At 63.5% G+C, this 15586-nt stretch carries 17 protein-coding genes and 1 tRNA gene; 4 read left to right on the plus strand and 14 right to left on the minus strand.

The window, feature by feature from the left end:
* From YUU_RS50865 to YUU_RS0113490, 4 genes are all read right to left on the minus strand, one after another.
* Positions 1-224 (minus strand): ClpX C4-type zinc finger protein (locus YUU_RS50865; protein WP_035662312.1); only part of this gene is annotated, 224 nt, incomplete at its 3' end.
* Between the two features lie 448 nt (positions 225-672).
* On the minus strand, positions 673-1308 hold the full coding sequence (locus tag YUU_RS0113480) for an ATP-dependent Clp protease proteolytic subunit (RefSeq protein WP_027522840.1): 636 nt from the start codon (positions 1306-1308) through the stop codon (positions 673-675).
* 268 nt (positions 1309-1576) lie between these two features.
* The gene (tig, locus tag YUU_RS0113485) at positions 1577-2938 is read right to left on the minus strand and encodes a trigger factor (RefSeq protein ID WP_027522841.1); all 1362 of its coding nucleotides are present in this window, start codon (positions 2936-2938) and stop codon (positions 1577-1579) included.
* A gap of 179 nt (positions 2939-3117) precedes the next feature.
* Positions 3118-3202: transfer RNA gene (locus YUU_RS0113490), tRNA-Leu, on the minus strand.
* 155 nt (positions 3203-3357) lie between these two features.
* Between YUU_RS0113490 and YUU_RS0113495 the strand changes: the two genes are divergently transcribed.
* The gene (locus YUU_RS0113495; RefSeq protein WP_027522842.1) at positions 3358-4662 is read left to right on the plus strand and encodes a multicopper oxidase family protein; all 1305 of its coding nucleotides are present in this window, start codon (positions 3358-3360) and stop codon (positions 4660-4662) included.
* Between the two features lie 5 nt (positions 4663-4667).
* Here YUU_RS0113495 and YUU_RS0113500 read toward each other — a convergent pair whose 3' ends face one another.
* Complete coding sequence (locus YUU_RS0113500; protein ID WP_027522843.1) at positions 4668-5105, minus strand: GNAT family N-acetyltransferase; 438 nt, start codon at positions 5103-5105, stop codon at positions 4668-4670.
* Positions 5105-6604 (minus strand): bifunctional ADP-dependent NAD(P)H-hydrate dehydratase/NAD(P)H-hydrate epimerase, encoded by a 1500-nt coding sequence (locus tag YUU_RS0113505; RefSeq protein WP_027522844.1) that lies wholly within the window; start codon positions 6602-6604, stop codon positions 5105-5107. Before YUU_RS0113505 ends, YUU_RS0113500 begins: the two co-directional genes overlap by 1 nt.
* 379 nt (positions 6605-6983) lie before the next feature.
* Here YUU_RS0113505 and YUU_RS0113510 point away from each other — a divergent pair, with 379 nt between their 5' ends.
* Both YUU_RS0113510 and glnA read left to right on the plus strand, forming a co-directional pair.
* Positions 6984-7322: a P-II family nitrogen regulator gene (locus tag YUU_RS0113510; protein ID WP_007603495.1), complete on the plus strand. Its 339-nt coding sequence runs from the start codon at positions 6984-6986 to the stop codon at positions 7320-7322.
* Positions 7323-7474: 152 nt separating this feature from the next.
* Positions 7475-8884: a type I glutamate--ammonia ligase gene (gene glnA, locus YUU_RS0113515; RefSeq protein ID WP_027522845.1), complete on the plus strand. Its 1410-nt coding sequence runs from the start codon at positions 7475-7477 to the stop codon at positions 8882-8884.
* 100 nt (positions 8885-8984) lie between these two features.
* Here glnA and YUU_RS0113520 read toward each other — a convergent pair whose 3' ends face one another.
* Together YUU_RS0113520 and YUU_RS0113525 are read right to left on the minus strand one after the other, a co-directional pair.
* Positions 8985-9605, minus strand: a complete 621-nt coding sequence (locus YUU_RS0113520) for an alpha/beta hydrolase (protein ID WP_027522846.1) — start codon at positions 9603-9605, stop codon at positions 8985-8987.
* A 42-nt stretch (positions 9606-9647) separates the two neighbouring features.
* On the minus strand, positions 9648-10421 hold the full coding sequence (locus YUU_RS0113525) for a gamma-glutamyl-gamma-aminobutyrate hydrolase family protein (RefSeq protein WP_027522847.1): 774 nt from the start codon (positions 10419-10421) through the stop codon (positions 9648-9650).
* A 304-nt stretch (positions 10422-10725) separates the two neighbouring features.
* Here YUU_RS0113525 and YUU_RS0113530 point away from each other — a divergent pair, with 304 nt between their 5' ends.
* On the plus strand, positions 10726-11856 hold the full coding sequence (locus YUU_RS0113530) for an AI-2E family transporter (protein ID WP_027522848.1): 1131 nt from the start codon (positions 10726-10728) through the stop codon (positions 11854-11856).
* Between the two features lie 6 nt (positions 11857-11862).
* Here the strand turns inward: YUU_RS0113530 and YUU_RS0113535 are convergent, their stop codons facing one another.
* From YUU_RS0113535 to YUU_RS0113560, 6 genes are all read right to left on the minus strand, one after another.
* Complete coding sequence (locus YUU_RS0113535; RefSeq protein ID WP_027522849.1) at positions 11863-12162, minus strand: antibiotic biosynthesis monooxygenase; 300 nt, start codon at positions 12160-12162, stop codon at positions 11863-11865.
* 99 nt (positions 12163-12261) lie between these two features.
* Entirely contained in the window at positions 12262-12498 is a 237-nt protein-coding gene (locus tag YUU_RS0113540) for a hypothetical protein (RefSeq protein WP_027522850.1), read from the minus strand.
* 57 nt (positions 12499-12555) lie between these two features.
* The gene (locus YUU_RS0113545) at positions 12556-13770 is read right to left on the minus strand and encodes a GGDEF domain-containing protein (protein WP_027522851.1); all 1215 of its coding nucleotides are present in this window, start codon (positions 13768-13770) and stop codon (positions 12556-12558) included.
* Between the two features lie 225 nt (positions 13771-13995).
* Positions 13996-14472, minus strand: a complete 477-nt coding sequence (gene rpsI / locus YUU_RS0113550) for a 30S ribosomal protein S9 (RefSeq protein ID WP_027522852.1) — start codon at positions 14470-14472, stop codon at positions 13996-13998.
* Position 14473: 1 nt separating this feature from the next.
* Positions 14474-14938 (minus strand): 50S ribosomal protein L13, encoded by a 465-nt coding sequence (gene rplM / locus YUU_RS0113555; protein WP_027522853.1) that lies wholly within the window; start codon positions 14936-14938, stop codon positions 14474-14476.
* 158 nt (positions 14939-15096) lie between these two features.
* Entirely contained in the window at positions 15097-15525 is a 429-nt protein-coding gene (locus tag YUU_RS0113560; protein WP_027522854.1) for a PaaI family thioesterase, read from the minus strand.
* Positions 15526-15586: the final 61 nt, after the last annotated feature.

A 15586-nucleotide genomic window follows, 5' to 3' on the forward strand; every position in this document is an offset into this window, starting at 1 on the left:
TCGTCCAGCACCTTGCAGATTTCCTTCGGCGTCGGAATACCGTCGCGCGACTTCACCAGCGAGGACTTGTTCTCCTCACGGATGATGTCCATGCAGAGCTCGACGCACTCATCGCAGATGAAGACCGTGGGACCCGCGATCAGTTTGCGGACTTCGTGCTGGCTCTTGCCGCAGAACGAGCAATACAGCGTGTTCTTGGAGTCGCTCGTGCCGACCTTACTCATTCATGTCTCCGTCCGCGGTTCGATCCCGTCCGCTCGATCGCTCCATTCCGGCACGACAGCCGGCATAGAGTTCAAATAGAGCAAATTCCGTACCAAAAAAGACCCTACGCGTTACATCCCGTGCGAATCACGGTCACTCGATTCTCCCGCGATCTTAGCCCATCAGTCGTAGCCAACCATGCTGTCACCCGACTATCAAGAATTCGCTAATCGGGGGTCGCCGGCTGCCCGTTACAATACCGTGATTTCACGTCTTGGCACGGGAGAACTGACCAAAATCACGCGGGCGTTGCCGGATTACCACGAAAGAACCAGCACGAAAGCGGAACTTTTCGCCTGTCGCAGGGCGCAAACCTGTTTTTTGCGCCGCGCGAACGCGCCGTTAACGTGAAGGCCGCCCTGACGATCCCAAGTAATCCGCGGGATCGCCGTTACCATATCGGTAGTGCTACGGGGCTTTCGGCGGCGCCGGATCCTCGGCGCGCTTGTCGATCACCTTGTCGACAAGGCCAAATTCCTTGGCGTCGTTTGCCGTGAGGAACTTGTCGCGTTCCAGCGCATCCTCGATCGACTTGTAGGTCTGACCGGTGTGCTTGACGTAGATCTCGTTGAGCCGCTTTTTCAGGTTCAGGATTTCCTGCGCGTGCAGCATGATGTCGGTGGCCTGGCCCTGGAAGCCGCCGGAGGGCTGGTGCACCATGATGCGCGCGTTCGGCAGCGAGAAGCGCATGTCCTTCTCGCCGGCGGCGAGCAGCAGCGAGCCCATCGAGGCCGCCTGTCCTGTGCAGAGCGTGGAGACCGGCGGGCGGATGAACTGCATGGTGTCGTAGATCGCAAGGCCCGACGTCACCACGCCACCCGGCGAGTTGATGTACATCGAGATTTCCTTCTTCGGATTCTCGGCTTCGAGGAACAGAAGCTGCGCGACGATCAGCGTCGACATGCCGTCCTCGACCGGTCCGGTCACGAAGATGATGCGCTCTTTCAACAGGCGCGAGAAGATGTCGTAGGCGCGCTCGCCACGGTTGGTCTGCTCGACCACCATGGGCACGAGGTTCATGTAGGTTTCAACCGGATCGCGCATGAGTCACCTAGGTTCTTTGGAGGCGGACATCCTTGCGGCAAGGCAGTCTTGGCTGGAATTGCCGAACTCGGATGGACGTCCCGTGATGCAGGACTTGGGTAGGTAGCGACAGATATAGCCCAATTCGCTCCACACAAGCCCGGAGCGAATTAAGGCTTAATCCGACAAACCTGTTGAAGCTGATTCGCGGAAACAGGCCCAGCCGGCCACTTGGCTAGCGCGCCCGCTTCCGCCGATCATCCTTAACAGACGGCTTTCTTGCGAAGCCCTAAGCGGCGGTCTTGTCCGCCTCGTCATCCTTGTAGAGCTCCTCGCGCGAGACCTTCTTCTCGGTCACGTTGGCGAGCTCGAGGATGAAGTCGACCACCTTGTCCTCATAGATCGGTGCACGAAGCTGGGCCAGCGCGTTGGCATTGTTGCGGTAATAGTCCCAGACTTCCTTCTCACGGCCCGGCACCTGGCGCGCGCGCTCGATCACTGCGCGACCCACCTCGTCATCGGTCACGGTGATCTTGTTCTTCTCGCCGATCTCCGACAGCACGAGGCCGAGGCGCACGCGGCGATCGGCGATCTTGCGATACTCGTCCCTCGCCTTCTCCTCGGTGGTGTCCTCGTCGGCAAAGGTCTTGCCGGCAGAGTCCATCTCGGCCTTGACCGAGTTCCACATCAGATTGAACTCCTCGTCGATCAGCGAGGGAGGCGCATCGAAGCGATGCGCCTCGTCGAGACGATCGAGCAGCGCACGCTTGACGCGCTGACGCGTCGTGGTGGCGAACTCGGCCACCAGCCGCTCGCGCGCGGCTTCCTTCAGCTTGTCCAGCGATTCAAGGCCGAGCGACTTGGCAAACTCGTCGTCGATCTTGGTATCCTGCGGCGCCTCGACCAGCGTTGCGGTGGTCTCGAACTCGGCGTCTTTTCCCGCGAGCTTCTCGCTCATGTAGTTCTTCGGGAACGACGCCTTCACCGTGCGGGTCTCGCCCGCGCCGATGCCGATGAGCTGATCCTCGAAGCCGGGGATGAAAGTGTTGGAGCCGATCTGGACCTGAATGCCCTCGCCGGTGCCGCCCTCGAACGCTTCGCCGTTGATGGTGCCCTTGAAGCTGACGGTGACGCGATCGCCGGAGGCCGCCTTGGCGCCCTCACCCTTGTCGCTGTAGCCGCGGTTGTTGTCGGCGATGCGCTTGATGGCCTCGTCGACCTCGACGTCGGTGACGTCGGCGACCGGCTTCTCGACCTGGAAGCTCTTGAAGTCGGCAAGCTGGATCGGCGGCACCACTTCGATCGCGACCGTGTAGGTCAGGTCGGACTTGCCGGAGAGCAATTCCTCGACCTCTTTCTGCTCGGTCGGCATGGTGATCTTCGGCTCGGTCGCAAGGCGGAAGCCACGCTCCTGGAAGATCTGCGTGTTGGTGTCGCGAATGGTCTGGTCGATAGTCTCGGCCATCACCGAACGGCCATAGACCTTCTTCAGGTGAGCCACCGGCACCTTGCCGGGACGGAAGCCGTTGAGGCGCACCTTGTCCTTGAGGTCGACGAGCTTGGCGTCGGCCTTGGCATCGAGATCAGACGCGGCAACGCTGATCTTGAACTCGTGCTTCAATCCTTCCGAGAGGGTCTCTGTGACCTGCATGGCGTCCAATCTTCTTCTCGCTTCGTCACGGCGCTTGCCGCCGCGACATTTGTCATCAATCGATCCGGCGCGCGGGCAAAACGCCTTTGCGCCGGTGGTTCATCGGACCTACCTCCTCGGGACAAAACGTCCATGAGGAACGAGGTCCTGCAGTAATCCGTGCAAACGCTGAAAGCGCTTGGTGCGGGCGGAGGGACTCGAACCCCCACAACTTTCGTCACTGGAACCTAAATCCAGCGCGTCTACCAGTTCCGCCACGCCCGCGTGAATTTGCATCAAGACCGGCCGCGATGCCGCGGGCGGCCGGGCTTATAGCATGTGCCCGCCTGTTCGCAGCAAAAAAATGGCCGTGTGGACGCCCCCTTCAGATAGGCGCGACGGCTGGACTTATCCAGCGCGGCGTGGTCCGCATCGCCCTCATGACGAAACGATTTTTTGCCCCCACCCGACGCGAGGTTTTGGCCGGCCTGGCGGCCTCGGCGGCGGGTCTGGCCGGGGGCGGCGCGATGCCGCCGGCAGCCACCCGCCTCCCACTCCAGGCGCGGCCTGCGACCCTGGCTCTAAGGCCGGGACAGCCGGCTACACCGATCTGGGAGCTGGTGGCGCCAAGTACTGCCCGTGACGTCCGTCTCAAGCGCGGCGAACGCTGCGAAGTGACTTTGCGGAACGATCTACCTGTCCCGGTTGCCCCCGTCTGGCACGGCCTCGACGGCGCGGCGGCTGCCGAGCCGTTGCTGGGCCGCGCTCCTGTGGGCCCAGGCGTGACGGAAACATCAATTATTTCAATGCCTCACGCCGGGGCCCTGCTGGCCGACCTCAGCCTGCTCGAGGAGGGCCTGAAGCGGCCCGTCCGGCCGCTCCCGATCATCGTCGAGGAAGCCGACCAAGTCGCCGTGGATCGTGATGAAGTGCTGTTGATCGAGGAATGGCGCCTGCGGCCGGATGGGACCGCAATCGCCCCGGGCACCGATCCCAGAGAGACGACGCCGCTCTATACCATCAACGGGCGGACTTCATTCGAGCTCTCAGCCTCTGGCAATCAGCGGCTGCGGCTGCGCTTTATCAACGGCTCCCAACGTACTGTCCTGGCGATCAAACTGGAAAACCACGACGTCCGCGTGATGGCCATGGACGGACAGCCTGCCGAGCCCTTCCTGGCGCGCAACGGTGCGCTGGTGCTCGCCCCCGGCGCGCGGGCCGACGCATTTGTGGATACGGCCACATCGGCCTCATTCCTGCTGCATGACGGCAAGGAGGCGCGCCAGGTCGGGACCCTCGCGATCACCGGCTGGTTCGATCGACGCGCGCCGCTCCTGCCGCCACCACCGCTCCCCTCGAACGACCTTCCCGTCCAGCTCGATCTGAAGGGCGGCTTGCGGTTCGATGTCGCGCTCGGCGCCCCTGACGCCGGCTGGACCCGCCCTGCAAGCTTCTCCGCCTCCTCCACCCCCGCCTTTCGGGCCAAGACCGGTCGCACTGTCGTGCTGGCCTTGAAGAACTCTGCCCCCGTCACCACCGCCTTCCACCTGCATGGCCATCATTTCCGCCTGCTCGACAGGCTCGACGACGGCTGGAAACCGTACTGGCTCGACACGCTCGCAATCGAGCCGGGCCAAACCCAGCGCATCGCGTTCGCGGCGACCTACCCTGGAAGCTGGCTGATCGAGTCCGTCGCGACCGATTGGGCCGCGCCACGGCTCGTGCGCTGGTTCGCGGTGGAGTGAATGCCCTACCGGCGCCTCCAGACGTAGCGAGCGTCCGGCTCTTTCTCCTCATTCCTTGTCCCGTCGGTCTCCTCGACCAGTTCGAACCCGCGGAACTCATAGAAGCGTCGAGCCCGAGCATTGCGCTGGAAGGTCCAGAGCTGCAACTGTTCGAAGGCGCTCTTGGCGACATCAAGCAACTCGCTGCCGACGCCGTGACCTTGCGCGTCGGGCAGCACGTAGAGTTGTTCGATCCAGCCGTCGCGGAAAGCGATGATTCCGCTCAACGCGTCGTCGTCAAAGCGTCCCCACAGGCGGCACGTCGCGAAAACCCCCTCGCGATAAAACCAGCGGTCCTCGTCGGGCGTGTGCAGCCCGACCAGCCACGGCATCGCATGGTCAAAGGCGACGCGATGAACCCGCGCAGCTGCGTCCATATCAGCGAGCGCGAGCTGTCTGAGCACTAGTACTCCACTCCCAAAGCATCATAGATCCGCCGGTGCACGGCCGGCAGCGTCTCGGTCAGGTCCTCCGCGATCAGTCCCGGGCCCGCTTCGCCCGCCGCCTCGCCATGCATCCAGACACCGATGCTCGCAGCCTCGAAGGCCGGCACGCCCTGCGCCAGGAGGCCCGCGATGATGCCTGAGAGCACGTCGCCGGCGCCGGCCGTCGCGAGCCAGGGCGGCGCGTTGGCGGCGATGGTGGCGCGGCCATCGGGCGCGGCAATGGTGGTGTCCGGTCCCTTCAGAAGCACGATTGCGCCGCAGCGCTCGGCGGCGGCACGGACGCGCTCGAGCTTTGAGCGGCCGGGATGCTTGTTGCTGAGGTCGGAGAACAGGCGCGGAAACTCGCCCTCATGCGGCGTCAGCACGACCTCGCTGTCGTGCGACGACTTGATCGATTCAAAGAGCCGTTCGGGATTGGCGGCAAAGCTCGTCAGCGCATCCGCATCGAGCACGAGATGCCGTTGCTCCGTGAGCGCGGTATGGACGAAGTCGCAGGTGCGCGTCCCAGTGCCGGTGCCCGGACCAATAATGCAGGTATTGTAGCGCTTGTCGGAGAGGAGCTCGCCGAATTCGATCGCGGTGTCGACCGGGCGGACCATCACCGCCGTCAGCGCGCCCGCATTGATCGCGAGCGCATCGCGCGGGCTAGCCAGGGTTACGAGCCCTGCGCCGGCACGCAGTGCGCCACGTGCGGCAAGACGCGCGGCGCCGGTTGCTGCGGCATCACCGGATACCGCGAGCACGTGGCCTCGCGCGTATTTGTGGCCGTCGATCCGCGGCACCGGAAAAGTCGCCCCCCAAAAGTCCGGATCGTTCTCGAAAAGCTGCGGCTTGATCTCTTCGAGCACCTCGCCGCCGATGCCGATGTCGGCGACGCGCACGCGGCCGCAATGGATCCGGCCGGGCAACAGAAGATGCGCGGGCTTCTTGCGGAAGAAGGTGATGGTCTCCGTGGCGTTCACCGCAACGCCCATCACGCTTGCGCTGGTGCCGTTGATGCCGCTCGGCAGATCGACGGCCAGCACCGGCGCGCCATTGGCGTTGATCGCCTCGATCATCTCGCGCGCCTCGCCTTCGAGCGGACGGCTGAGGCCGGCGCCGAACAGCGCATCGATGATCAGCGCGGGCTTGCCGATCGCCTGCGGATTGAACGGCAAGAGCGGATGCTTCCAGCCGCGCGCGGCGGAGGCCGCATCGCCCTGGAGCTGGTCGCGCTCGCACATCAGGATGACGGAGACCTCGCGCCCCTGGGCTGCGAGCTCGGCTGCGGCGACAAAGCCGTCGCCGCCATTGTTGCCGGGACCGGCGACCAACAGGATTGGCCCCTCCTCCGCCAGCGCGGCCGCGGCTTCGGCGACCGCCTGTCCGGCGCTCAGCATCAGCTTGAAACCGGGCGTGCCGGCCGCGATGGTGAGCTGGTCGGCCCGCTGCATTTCAGCGTTGGTCAGTACTTCCATGCCACTTCCCTGGTACAAACGCCTTTTCAACAGGCAGTTTCCGTGCCGATCTCAGGTCAAAAACCGCAATCTGCACATAGATTGAACCGTTTGCCTATTTCGTAGTCTTCGCTATTTTGGGCTGGTTGGTCCCACCTATCCGAGATGCTCGTTAAAAGGCTGATAACGCTCCAAAAATCAGGGCATTTGCAACTTGGCATAGACCCTGCTTTCGAGGAAGCCGCTTCGGTTCGTCGTGCTCACTGGCATTCATCAGGGTGTGACCGGCCGCCGCCCGGGCTGGTCAGGCAGCTTGGGACAGCGAGGACAACTCCGCGCGAAGACAAAGCGCATCCTGACGAAGACGTTGCTATTTGATCGAAAGGCCGGGAGGCGCGCAGTGAAGAAAATCGAAGCCATCATCAAGCCGTTCAAGCTCGACGAGGTGAAAGAGGCGCTCCAGGAAGTCGGACTGCAGGGCATTACCGTCACCGAGGCCAAGGGCTTCGGACGCCAGAAGGGCCATGCCGAACTTTACCGCGGCGCAGAATACATCGTGGACTTCCTGCCCAAGGTCAAAATCGAAATCGTGATCGGCGACGACCTGGTCGAGCGCGCGATCGACGCGATCCGCCGAGCGGCACAGACCGGGCGCATCGGCGACGGCAAGATCTTCGTCTCCAATATCGAAGAAGCGATCCGCATCCGAACCGGCGAATCCGGGCTGGACGCTATCTGAGCCGGGTGCTATCCCGAATTTTGCGACAATCTACCTAAGAAATAAGGCCGCCTCGGCGGCCTGATGTCGTTTGTGCACTCGCGCGCCTCAAGAAGCGAGAACAACGTCGCTCGTAGTCTGGAAACCGACCCGCAGAGCCAAAAGGGGTATGCATGAAGACCGCCAAAGACGTCCTGAAAGCGATCAAGGATAACGACGTCAAATACGTCGACCTCCGTTTCACCGATCCGCGCGGCAAGTGGCAGCACGTGACCTTCGACGTCGGCATGATCGAAGAGGACACCTTCGCCGAGGGCCAGATGTTCGACGGTTCCTCGATCGCCGGCTGGAAGGCGATCAACGAATCCGACATGTGCCTGATGCCCGATCCGGTCACCGCGACGATCGATCCGTTCTTCGCAGAGACCACCATGGTCATCGTCTGTGACGTGCTCGAGCCGACCACCGGCGAGCCCTACAACCGCGATCCTCGCGGCATCGCCAAGAAGGCCGAAGCGATGGTGAAGTCGATGGGCATCGGCGACGCCGTCTATGTCGGCCCCGAGGCCGAATTCTTCGTGTTCGACGACGTGCGCTATTCGGCGCAGCCTTACAGCACCGGTTTCCGGCTCGACTCCGCGGAGTTCCCCACCAACTCCGACACTGAATATGAGGGCGGCAATCTCGGCCACCGTATCCGCACCAAGGCCGGCTACTTCCCGGTGCCGCCGCAGGATTCGGTACAGGACATGCGCTCGGAGATGCTGGGCGCCATGGCCAAGATGGGCGTGAAGGTCGAAAAGCATCACCACGAGGTCGCTTCCGCCCAGCACGAACTCGGCATGAAGTTCGACACGCTGACGCTGATGGCCGACCACCTGCAGATCTACAAATACTGCATCCACCAGGTCGCGCACATCTACGGCAAGACCGCCACTTTCATGCCGAAGCCGGTGTACGGGGACAACGGCTCGGGCATGCACGTTCACCAGTCGATCTGGAAGGACGGCAAGCCGGTGTTCGCGGGCAACAAGTATTCCGACCTGTCGGAGACCTGCCTGTCCTACATCGCCGGCATTATCAAGCACGCCAAGGCGATCAACGCCTTCACCAACCCGACGACCAACTCCTACAAGCGCCTGGTCCCGGGATATGAAGCGCCGGTGCTGCTCGCCTACTCCGCGCGCAACCGCTCGGCCTCCTGCCGCATCCCCTACACCGCTTCGCCCAAGGCCAAGCGCGTCGAGGTGCGCTTCCCCGATCCGCTCGCCAACCCCTATCTCGGCTTCGCCGCGATGCTGATGGCAGGTCTCGACGGCGTGAAGAACAAGCTCGATCCGGGCCCGGCGATGGACAAGGATCTCTATGATCTTCCGAAGGAAGAGCTGAAGCAGATTCCGACGGTGTGCGGCTCGCTTCGCGAGGCGCTGGAAAACCTCGACAAGGACCGCGCCTTCCTGAAGGCCGGCGGCGTATTCGACGACGACTTCATCGACAGCTACATCGAGCTGAAGATGACCGAAGTCGAGCGCTTCGAAATGACCCCCCACCCGGTCGAGTTCGAGATGTACTACTCGGGCTAAGCGGCCCCGAACGACGACGGACGAAAGGCGCTCCGCAAGGGGCGCCTTTTTTGTTCATATCGTCGGCAGGATAGGCAGAGCGAAAGCTCCACCTGCGTGCTCAATCGGCGCAAAGCAACGGTCTCAACCATTCGCGCGCCAGGCGAATGTCATCCTCGATGATCGAATGGCCGGTTGGTAGCAGGTGGTGCGTCACCTCTGCACCCATGCGCCCCAGACTCCTTGCCAAGCGGGCGCCATCTCCGGGCGAGCGGCGTTCGTCGTAGTGGCCGTCGACGATGATTGCGGGCGTACCAGGGACGCGCATAGCTGGATCAACAGCGAACGGAGACAACGGCCTGAGAAGAACAGCACCGGAGAGACAGCGGGGATAAAGCATGACCAGAGCAGCCGCCATAATTGCACCGTTCGAAAAACCGACGGCAATCGGCGGCTTTGGAAACCGATAGTCCATTCCGAACTGGTCCACTTCATCTGCAAGCCGCTCCGCTCGGGCAATGAGATCGCGTTCATCGATCGAGCGATCCTCGAACCGGCGAAAGAAGGCAAAGCCACCTTCCCAAGGCAGGGCACCACGAACCGCGATCGCCATCGATGCCGGCGCAAGCTGGCCCGCTAGTGGCACCATGTCCTGCTCGGTCCGGCCAGAGCCATGAAGCATCAGCAGCGGGGTGTCGTGGACCCCGGCCCCCTTGATGAAGTGGTAATCATGCGAGGCCATTCACGGCTCCCCGATAGCACCAAGGTGCTCTCGCTTGCGCCGCTACGCCGTCGCCCGCTGCCGCGCCACGAGCGCCTCGCCGAACGCCTGAAAGATCTTGCGATTGATCGGGTTGCGCTGCGGGTCGTATTCGGCGTGCCATTGCACGCCGAGCGCAAAGGTCGGGGCCTCCGCGATGCGGATCGCCTCGATGGTGCCGTCCTCGGCGACGCCTTCGATCAACACACGCTTGCCCGGCTCCAGAATGCCCTGGCCGTGCAGCGAATTGACCTTGATCTTTTCGCAGCCGAGGATTTTGGCGAAGGCGCCGCCGGGGGTGAGCTCGACCTCGTGGCGGTCGGCGAACACGACGGTGGGATCGGGATGGATCTCGCCGTTCTCAAGCCTGGGCATGCGGTGGTTCATGCGGCCGGGCAATTCGCGGATCTCAGGATGCAGCGAGCCGCCGAAGGCGACGTTCATCTCCTGGAGGCCGCGGCAGATGCCGAACAGCGGGATGCCACGGGCGACGCAGGCGACCGAGAGCGCCAGCGCGACCTCGTCGCGATGGATGTCGTAAGGCTCATGCTTCTGGCAGGGATCGACGTTGAAGCGCGTAGGATGGACATTGGCGCGGGCACCGGTGAGCACGATGCCATCGACGCAATCGAGCAGCGCACCGATATCGGTGATGTCGGCCGAACCTGCAAACATCAGCGGCAAGCCGCCGGAGACCTCGGCCACGGCGCGCAAGTTTCGCTCGCCGACCATCTGGACCTGAAATCGATTTTCGACGCGATGGGAATTCCCGATCACGCCGACGACCGGCTTTTTCATCTCCCGTTCCGACCTCCCCGCCGAAGAAGATTCTCCAAACATGCCCTTCGGATGGAACAATTTCAACCGAAGGGATCGCGGGACCGCAATGCTATTTCGCCTGAATGCCCCGCGGGAAGGCGCAATTGAGGCCCCAACCGCCCCATCCGTGCCCGCGGGCTGAACCTCGGGGGCTCGAGGGGACCGTTCGCAGGGCCCAGTTAAGGCCACGGACGCGTCAAACCGGCACGCGGGTCCGGCTTGATCCGCGGCGGGAATTTCGCGAAAGAGTGCCGTGCACATCGGCCCGCGCAAAGGACATCATGTGACGATCCCCGCAGATGAACGATCCCGGACCCGCAACGATCTGGCCTGGGCGATCGCGGTCGGCGGCATCGCTATCGTGCTGTTTGCAGCGCTGCTGGTCTTCACCTGGTATTTCGCCGCAACGCTGCTGCTGATCTTCACGGGCATGCTGCTCGGCGTCGGGCTCAACGCGCTGACCAACGCGCTCGGGCGCCATGTCGGCCTGCCACATCCCCTACGGCTTGCAATCGTCTGCGTGGTGCTTGCGGTGATGCTCGCGGGTGTGGCCTATCTCGGCGGCGCGACCATCGCCGAGCAGGCCTCCGCGCTCAGCAACACCATCAAGTCGCAGCTCGTCACCGTCAAAGCCTTCCTCGAGAGCCACGGCATCGACACCAGCTTCTTCGACATCGGCAACGCCTCCTCCGCGAACGCAACGCCGTCCGGCTCGGAAACGGCGCCAAGCGCCTCGCCCCCGCCCACCGGACTTCCCGGCGCCGGTGCGCTGGCCTCCAGCGGCGGGGCGATCGTGAGCCAGACCCTCAAGCTGCTGCTCGGCACGATCAGCGCCGTCGGCAACATCTTCATCGTGCTGTTCCTGGGGCTCGCCTTCGCGGCGCAGCCCAGCGTCTATCACGATGGGCTCCTGTTCATCGCCCCGGCCAGGCATCGCTCACGTGCCACTGTCATCATCGACCGCATCAGCGAGACGCTGGAGCGCTGGCTGATCGCGCAAATCATCGTCATGCTCGCGGTCGGCGTGGTGACCTGGATCGGGCTTGCCGTCATCGGCATCCCCGGCTCGTTCATCCTGGGAATCCAGGCGGGTCTCCTCGCCTTCATCCCGACGGTCGGCGCCATCATCGCCGGCGTGATCGTGGTGCTGGCAAGCATCGCGTCAGGCTGGGTCGCTGCGCTCTCCGCCCTGATCCTGTTTCTCGGCGTCCACGCGATGGAGAGCTACGTGCTGACGCCGATCCTCCAGCGGCAGGCGCTCGACATTCCGCCCGCCACACTGTTCGCCTTCCAGATCCTGCTCGGCGTCGTCTTCGGCATCTGGGGCCTGGCGCTGGCGCTCCCGCTGGTCGCCATCGCCAAGGTTTTGCTCGATCATTTCAAGAGCTATGAGACGCCGGCCGCGGCTGCGTGAGACAGCTCAAGCCGTCGTCACCACCGTGTTGGTGTGCTCGACCTCCGGCGGTGCGGCAAAGTATTGGCCAACCAGGCCGCGCCATTCGGCAAAGTTCTCCGAGCCGCGGAAGTCGACGGTGTGGTTCTCCAGGGTCTCCCACTTCACCATCAGCCGGTAGCGCTGCGGCTTCTCGATCGACTTGTGCAGCTCGAAGCCGTGAAAGCCCTTGGAGCGGCCGAACGCGGCCTTGGCCTTGGCCACCGCCGCCTCGAAATCCTTCTCGGTGCCCGGCTTGACGTCGATTTGCGCGATCTCGGTGATCATTGTTTCCACCCTTCTTGTTGATAGGGCGTATCTAGCGCAGACGGCCGAAAAGAAAAAGGCGCCGAAACGGCGCCCTCGTCGATCAAGAGGCCGGCTCTCTCAGCCGAACAACAAGACCGTGCCCGCGACCGTCGCCGCACAGGCCGTAAAGAGGATGAGCGGCCAGAGACCGCGGTTCTGCGCGTACCGGCCCTGGGCACGGCGCTCGGTGATCAGCGCCGTCTCGTACTCGTCCGATGTCGAGAAGATGCAGCCGAAGCCGCCGCGCGCCGATGCTGCGGCCGCTTCGAGCGACACCAGAGCGGCTTGCGAGGTCTGTTGACGGATCGACTCCATGGCCACGATGGTAGGAGTCGATGGTAAACAGCGCCTTACCGCAAGTCGGCTTGCAACCTAAGCCGTCGCAGGCCGTGGCACCGGGAGCCGCGCGGCAGTCTGGCGGCGCCAGTTCTCCAGCGACAGCGGCAGCTCTTCAGCGGCCTCGACGCGATTGCGGCCACCACGCTTGGCCTGGTAGAGCGCGGTGTCGGCGGCAGCCAGCAGCACCTCCAGCTCGGTGCCGGCCGGACCACCGGCAACGCCGATGCTGACGGTGGTGTCGACCGGGCCCTCGTCGACGACGATGCCCGAGGTCTCGAACGCCTCGCGCACGCGCTCGGCGACCAGCACGCCCTCCTCCAGCGAGCACGGCAACAGCGCCGCGAACTCCTCGCCGCCGATCCGGCCCGACAGGTCGGAGATGCGCAGATTGGTGGTCACGACCGTCGAGAACAGCTTGAGCATCTCGTCGCCCGCGGGGTGGCCGAAGCGATCGTTGATCGACTTGAAGTGGTCGATGTCGAAGATCATGACGGTCACCGGCCGCCCCGCCTTGGCCTCGCGCTCGATGACGCGCGAGCAGGCTTCGGCAAATCCGCGCCGGTTGAACATGCCGGTCAGCGGGTCCATCGACGCGGCGGTCTTGTGCGCGGTCACCGTGCGCTCGGACACCAGCATGAAGATCACGAACACGGTGCCGACGGCGTAGAGAATGAGCTCGACCGCGAACACGGTGACCCAGATGCTGCTGGAGAAGTGCGGATCGTTCGGCCGCAGGAAGCCGCCGATCAGGACCGGCATCATCAGCACGCAGCCGTGCATGATCGGCACGGCGTAGACCGGCCAGCTCCGTTGCAGGCTCTTGCGCCGCTCGGACCAGAGCTCGCCAGCGGTCAGCGCTGCGTAGACCGAGACGATGCCGGCGCCGATCAACATGCGCAGCGTCGCGGCGGCCGGATCGAGCAGCGACACCGCGGCAGCCCAGCCGAGCGCACCGAACAGAAGTCCGGGCCAGTTCGGCTTGCGGCCGTGGAAGACGCGCGCGGCGTTCCAGACCATGCCGCAGGCGACGAAGCCGACGGCGTTCAGCGCGAGATAGAGCTGCGCGCCGAGCTTGTCGCCGGCGGCCGTCCACAGCGCGACGGAAGCCGCGCCGAGCAGATAGGCCGTGCCCCACCATTTCAGCGCGGGACTTTTCTCTTGCCTGCCGAAGAACACCATCATGGCACCCAGCAGTGCGGCTACCATCGTGGCAACCAGGTATAGCGTGATGCTATCGAGCGACATCATGTCAGCCCCCTTTGAAACCAAGCCATTACGCGATCAGCCCGATCGCGTGCCCTTCCAGCTGCGACGCTAGGTCCCGCCGGGTTCCATTCAGGTTTTCATGCAGACGCAACTTTTCGGAAAAACACCGGCTCAATTTGCATACAAACGAACAACAAAAGGGCGCCGAATTCGGCGCCCTTTTGCATTTCATTGAAGCCGCTTTCGCGACGAATTTTATCGAAGCGATTAGCGCTTGGAGAACTGGAAGGACCGGCGGGCCTTTGCCTTGCCGTACTTCTTGCGCTCGACCACGCGGGAGTCGCGGGTCAGGAAGCCGCCCTTCTTGAGCACGGTCCGCAGCTCCGGCTCGAAATGCGTCAGCGCCTTGGAGATGCCGTGGCGGACAGCGCCGGCCTGGCCGGACAGACCGCCGCCGGCGACGGTGCAGATCACGTCATACTGGCCGGAACGCTGGGCCACGGAGAACGGCTGCTCGATCATCATGCGCAGCACGGGACGGGCGAAATAGACCTCGACCTCGCGCGAGTTGACTGTGACCTTGCCGGCGCCCGGCTTGATCCACACGCGGGCGACAGCGTCCTTGCGCTTGCCAGTGGCATAGGCGCGGTTGAGCTTGTCGACCTTCTTCTCGTGCTTGGGCGCGTCGGGCGCGGCCGTCTTGAGCTGCGAGAGCTGGTCGAGCGACTGAATGGATTCGGCCATGTTATGCGGCCCTCGTGTTCTTGCGGTTCAACTTGGCGATGTCGATCTTTTCCGGGCTCTGCGCCTCGTGCGGATGATCGGCCCCGCCATAGACGCGGAGGTTACCCATCTGGACGCGACCAAGCGGACCACGCGGGATCATGCGCTCGACGGCCTTCTCGAGCACGCGCTCGGGATGACGGCCTTCGAGGATCTGGCGCGCGGTGCGCTCCTTGACGTGGCCGACATAGCCGGTGTGCTTGTAATAGGTCTTCTGCTCGCGCTTGCGACCGGTCAGCACCGCGTGCTGGGCGTTGATGATGATGACGTTGTCGCCGCAATCAACGTGCGGGGTGTAGGTCGGGAGGTGCTTGCCGCGCAGCCGCATGGCAACGATGGTGGCGAGGCGGCCGACGACCAGACCCTTGGCGTCGATCAGCACCCACTTCTTCGTCACCTCGGCGGGCTTTGCCGAAAAGGTTTTCATATCTGAATTTCCGTGGACGGGGAGATGACGGCGCGAACGACGCGCCGGACTGCGCGGTTTCTAGAGAAGTGACGCGCACCGGTCAATGCCCAATAAGAGAAATTAGTTTAGAAAAATCAATACCTTAAAAATATGGTGTTATATTACCTCAGAAAACTTCAAACATTTGGAATGGAATAGGTCGAGGTGACATGGGCAATCGGGTCCGGCGAGGTGCCCGAGAGCAGGTTGACCTCCCCGACCGCCAGGCGCTTGCCGAGCTTCAGGAGCCGGGCCTCCGCCAGCACGTCCTGCCCGGGCAGGCCCTTGCGCAGGAAATTGATGTTGAGATTGGTGGTGACCGCGAGCCCGATCGGCCCGATCGCAGACAGCAGCACCACGTACATGGCGAAATCGGCGAGCGCCATCAGCGTCGGCCCCGACACGGTTCCACCCGGCCGCAGCATCCTTTCGCTATAGCGCTGGCGCAGCAGCGCGGTCTGTCCGTCGGCGCTCTCGATGGTGATGTCGTCGCCGCTGAAGGCCTGGGGAAACTCCTCACGGAGAAAGTACTCGACCTCAGCCACGCTCATTTTCGCTAACGCCATGCCGCCTCTCACCCTCGCTTCACGTTGCCTGTTACATTAAGTTATCTGCGTCATCCAACTG

Source organism: Bradyrhizobium sp. Ec3.3, from assembly GCF_000472925.1.
In the GTDB taxonomy this organism is placed as follows: Bacteria; Pseudomonadota; Alphaproteobacteria; order Rhizobiales; family Xanthobacteraceae; genus Bradyrhizobium.

Coding starts and splice junctions, on each gene's coding strand:
- glnA (WP_027522845.1), top strand. CDS start 7,475: ATGAAGACCGCCAAAGACGTCCTGAAAGCGATCAAGGATAACGACGTC.
- rpsI (WP_027522852.1), bottom strand. CDS start 14,472: ATGGCCGAATCCATTCAGTCGCTCGACCAGCTCTCGCAGCTCAAGACG.
- YUU_RS0113505 (WP_027522844.1), bottom strand. CDS start 6,604: ATGGAAGTACTGACCAACGCTGAAATGCAGCGGGCCGACCAGCTCACC.
- YUU_RS0113495 (WP_027522842.1), top strand. CDS start 3,358: ATGACGAAACGATTTTTTGCCCCCACCCGACGCGAGGTTTTGGCCGGC.
- YUU_RS0113520 (WP_027522846.1), bottom strand. CDS start 9,605: ATGGCCTCGCATGATTACCACTTCATCAAGGGGGCCGGGGTCCACGAC.
- YUU_RS0113525 (WP_027522847.1), bottom strand. CDS start 10,421: ATGAAAAAGCCGGTCGTCGGCGTGATCGGGAATTCCCATCGCGTCGAA.
- YUU_RS0113560 (WP_027522854.1), bottom strand. CDS start 15,525: ATGGCGTTAGCGAAAATGAGCGTGGCTGAGGTCGAGTACTTTCTCCGT.
- YUU_RS0113480 (WP_027522840.1), bottom strand. CDS start 1,308: ATGCGCGATCCGGTTGAAACCTACATGAACCTCGTGCCCATGGTGGTC.
- YUU_RS0113540 (WP_027522850.1), bottom strand. CDS start 12,498: ATGGAGTCGATCCGTCAACAGACCTCGCAAGCCGCTCTGGTGTCGCTC.
- YUU_RS0113535 (WP_027522849.1), bottom strand. CDS start 12,162: ATGATCACCGAGATCGCGCAAATCGACGTCAAGCCGGGCACCGAGAAG.
- tig (WP_027522841.1), bottom strand. CDS start 2,938: ATGCAGGTCACAGAGACCCTCTCGGAAGGATTGAAGCACGAGTTCAAG.
- YUU_RS0113545 (WP_027522851.1), bottom strand. CDS start 13,770: ATGATGTCGCTCGATAGCATCACGCTATACCTGGTTGCCACGATGGTA.
- rplM (WP_027522853.1), bottom strand. CDS start 14,938: ATGAAAACCTTTTCGGCAAAGCCCGCCGAGGTGACGAAGAAGTGGGTG.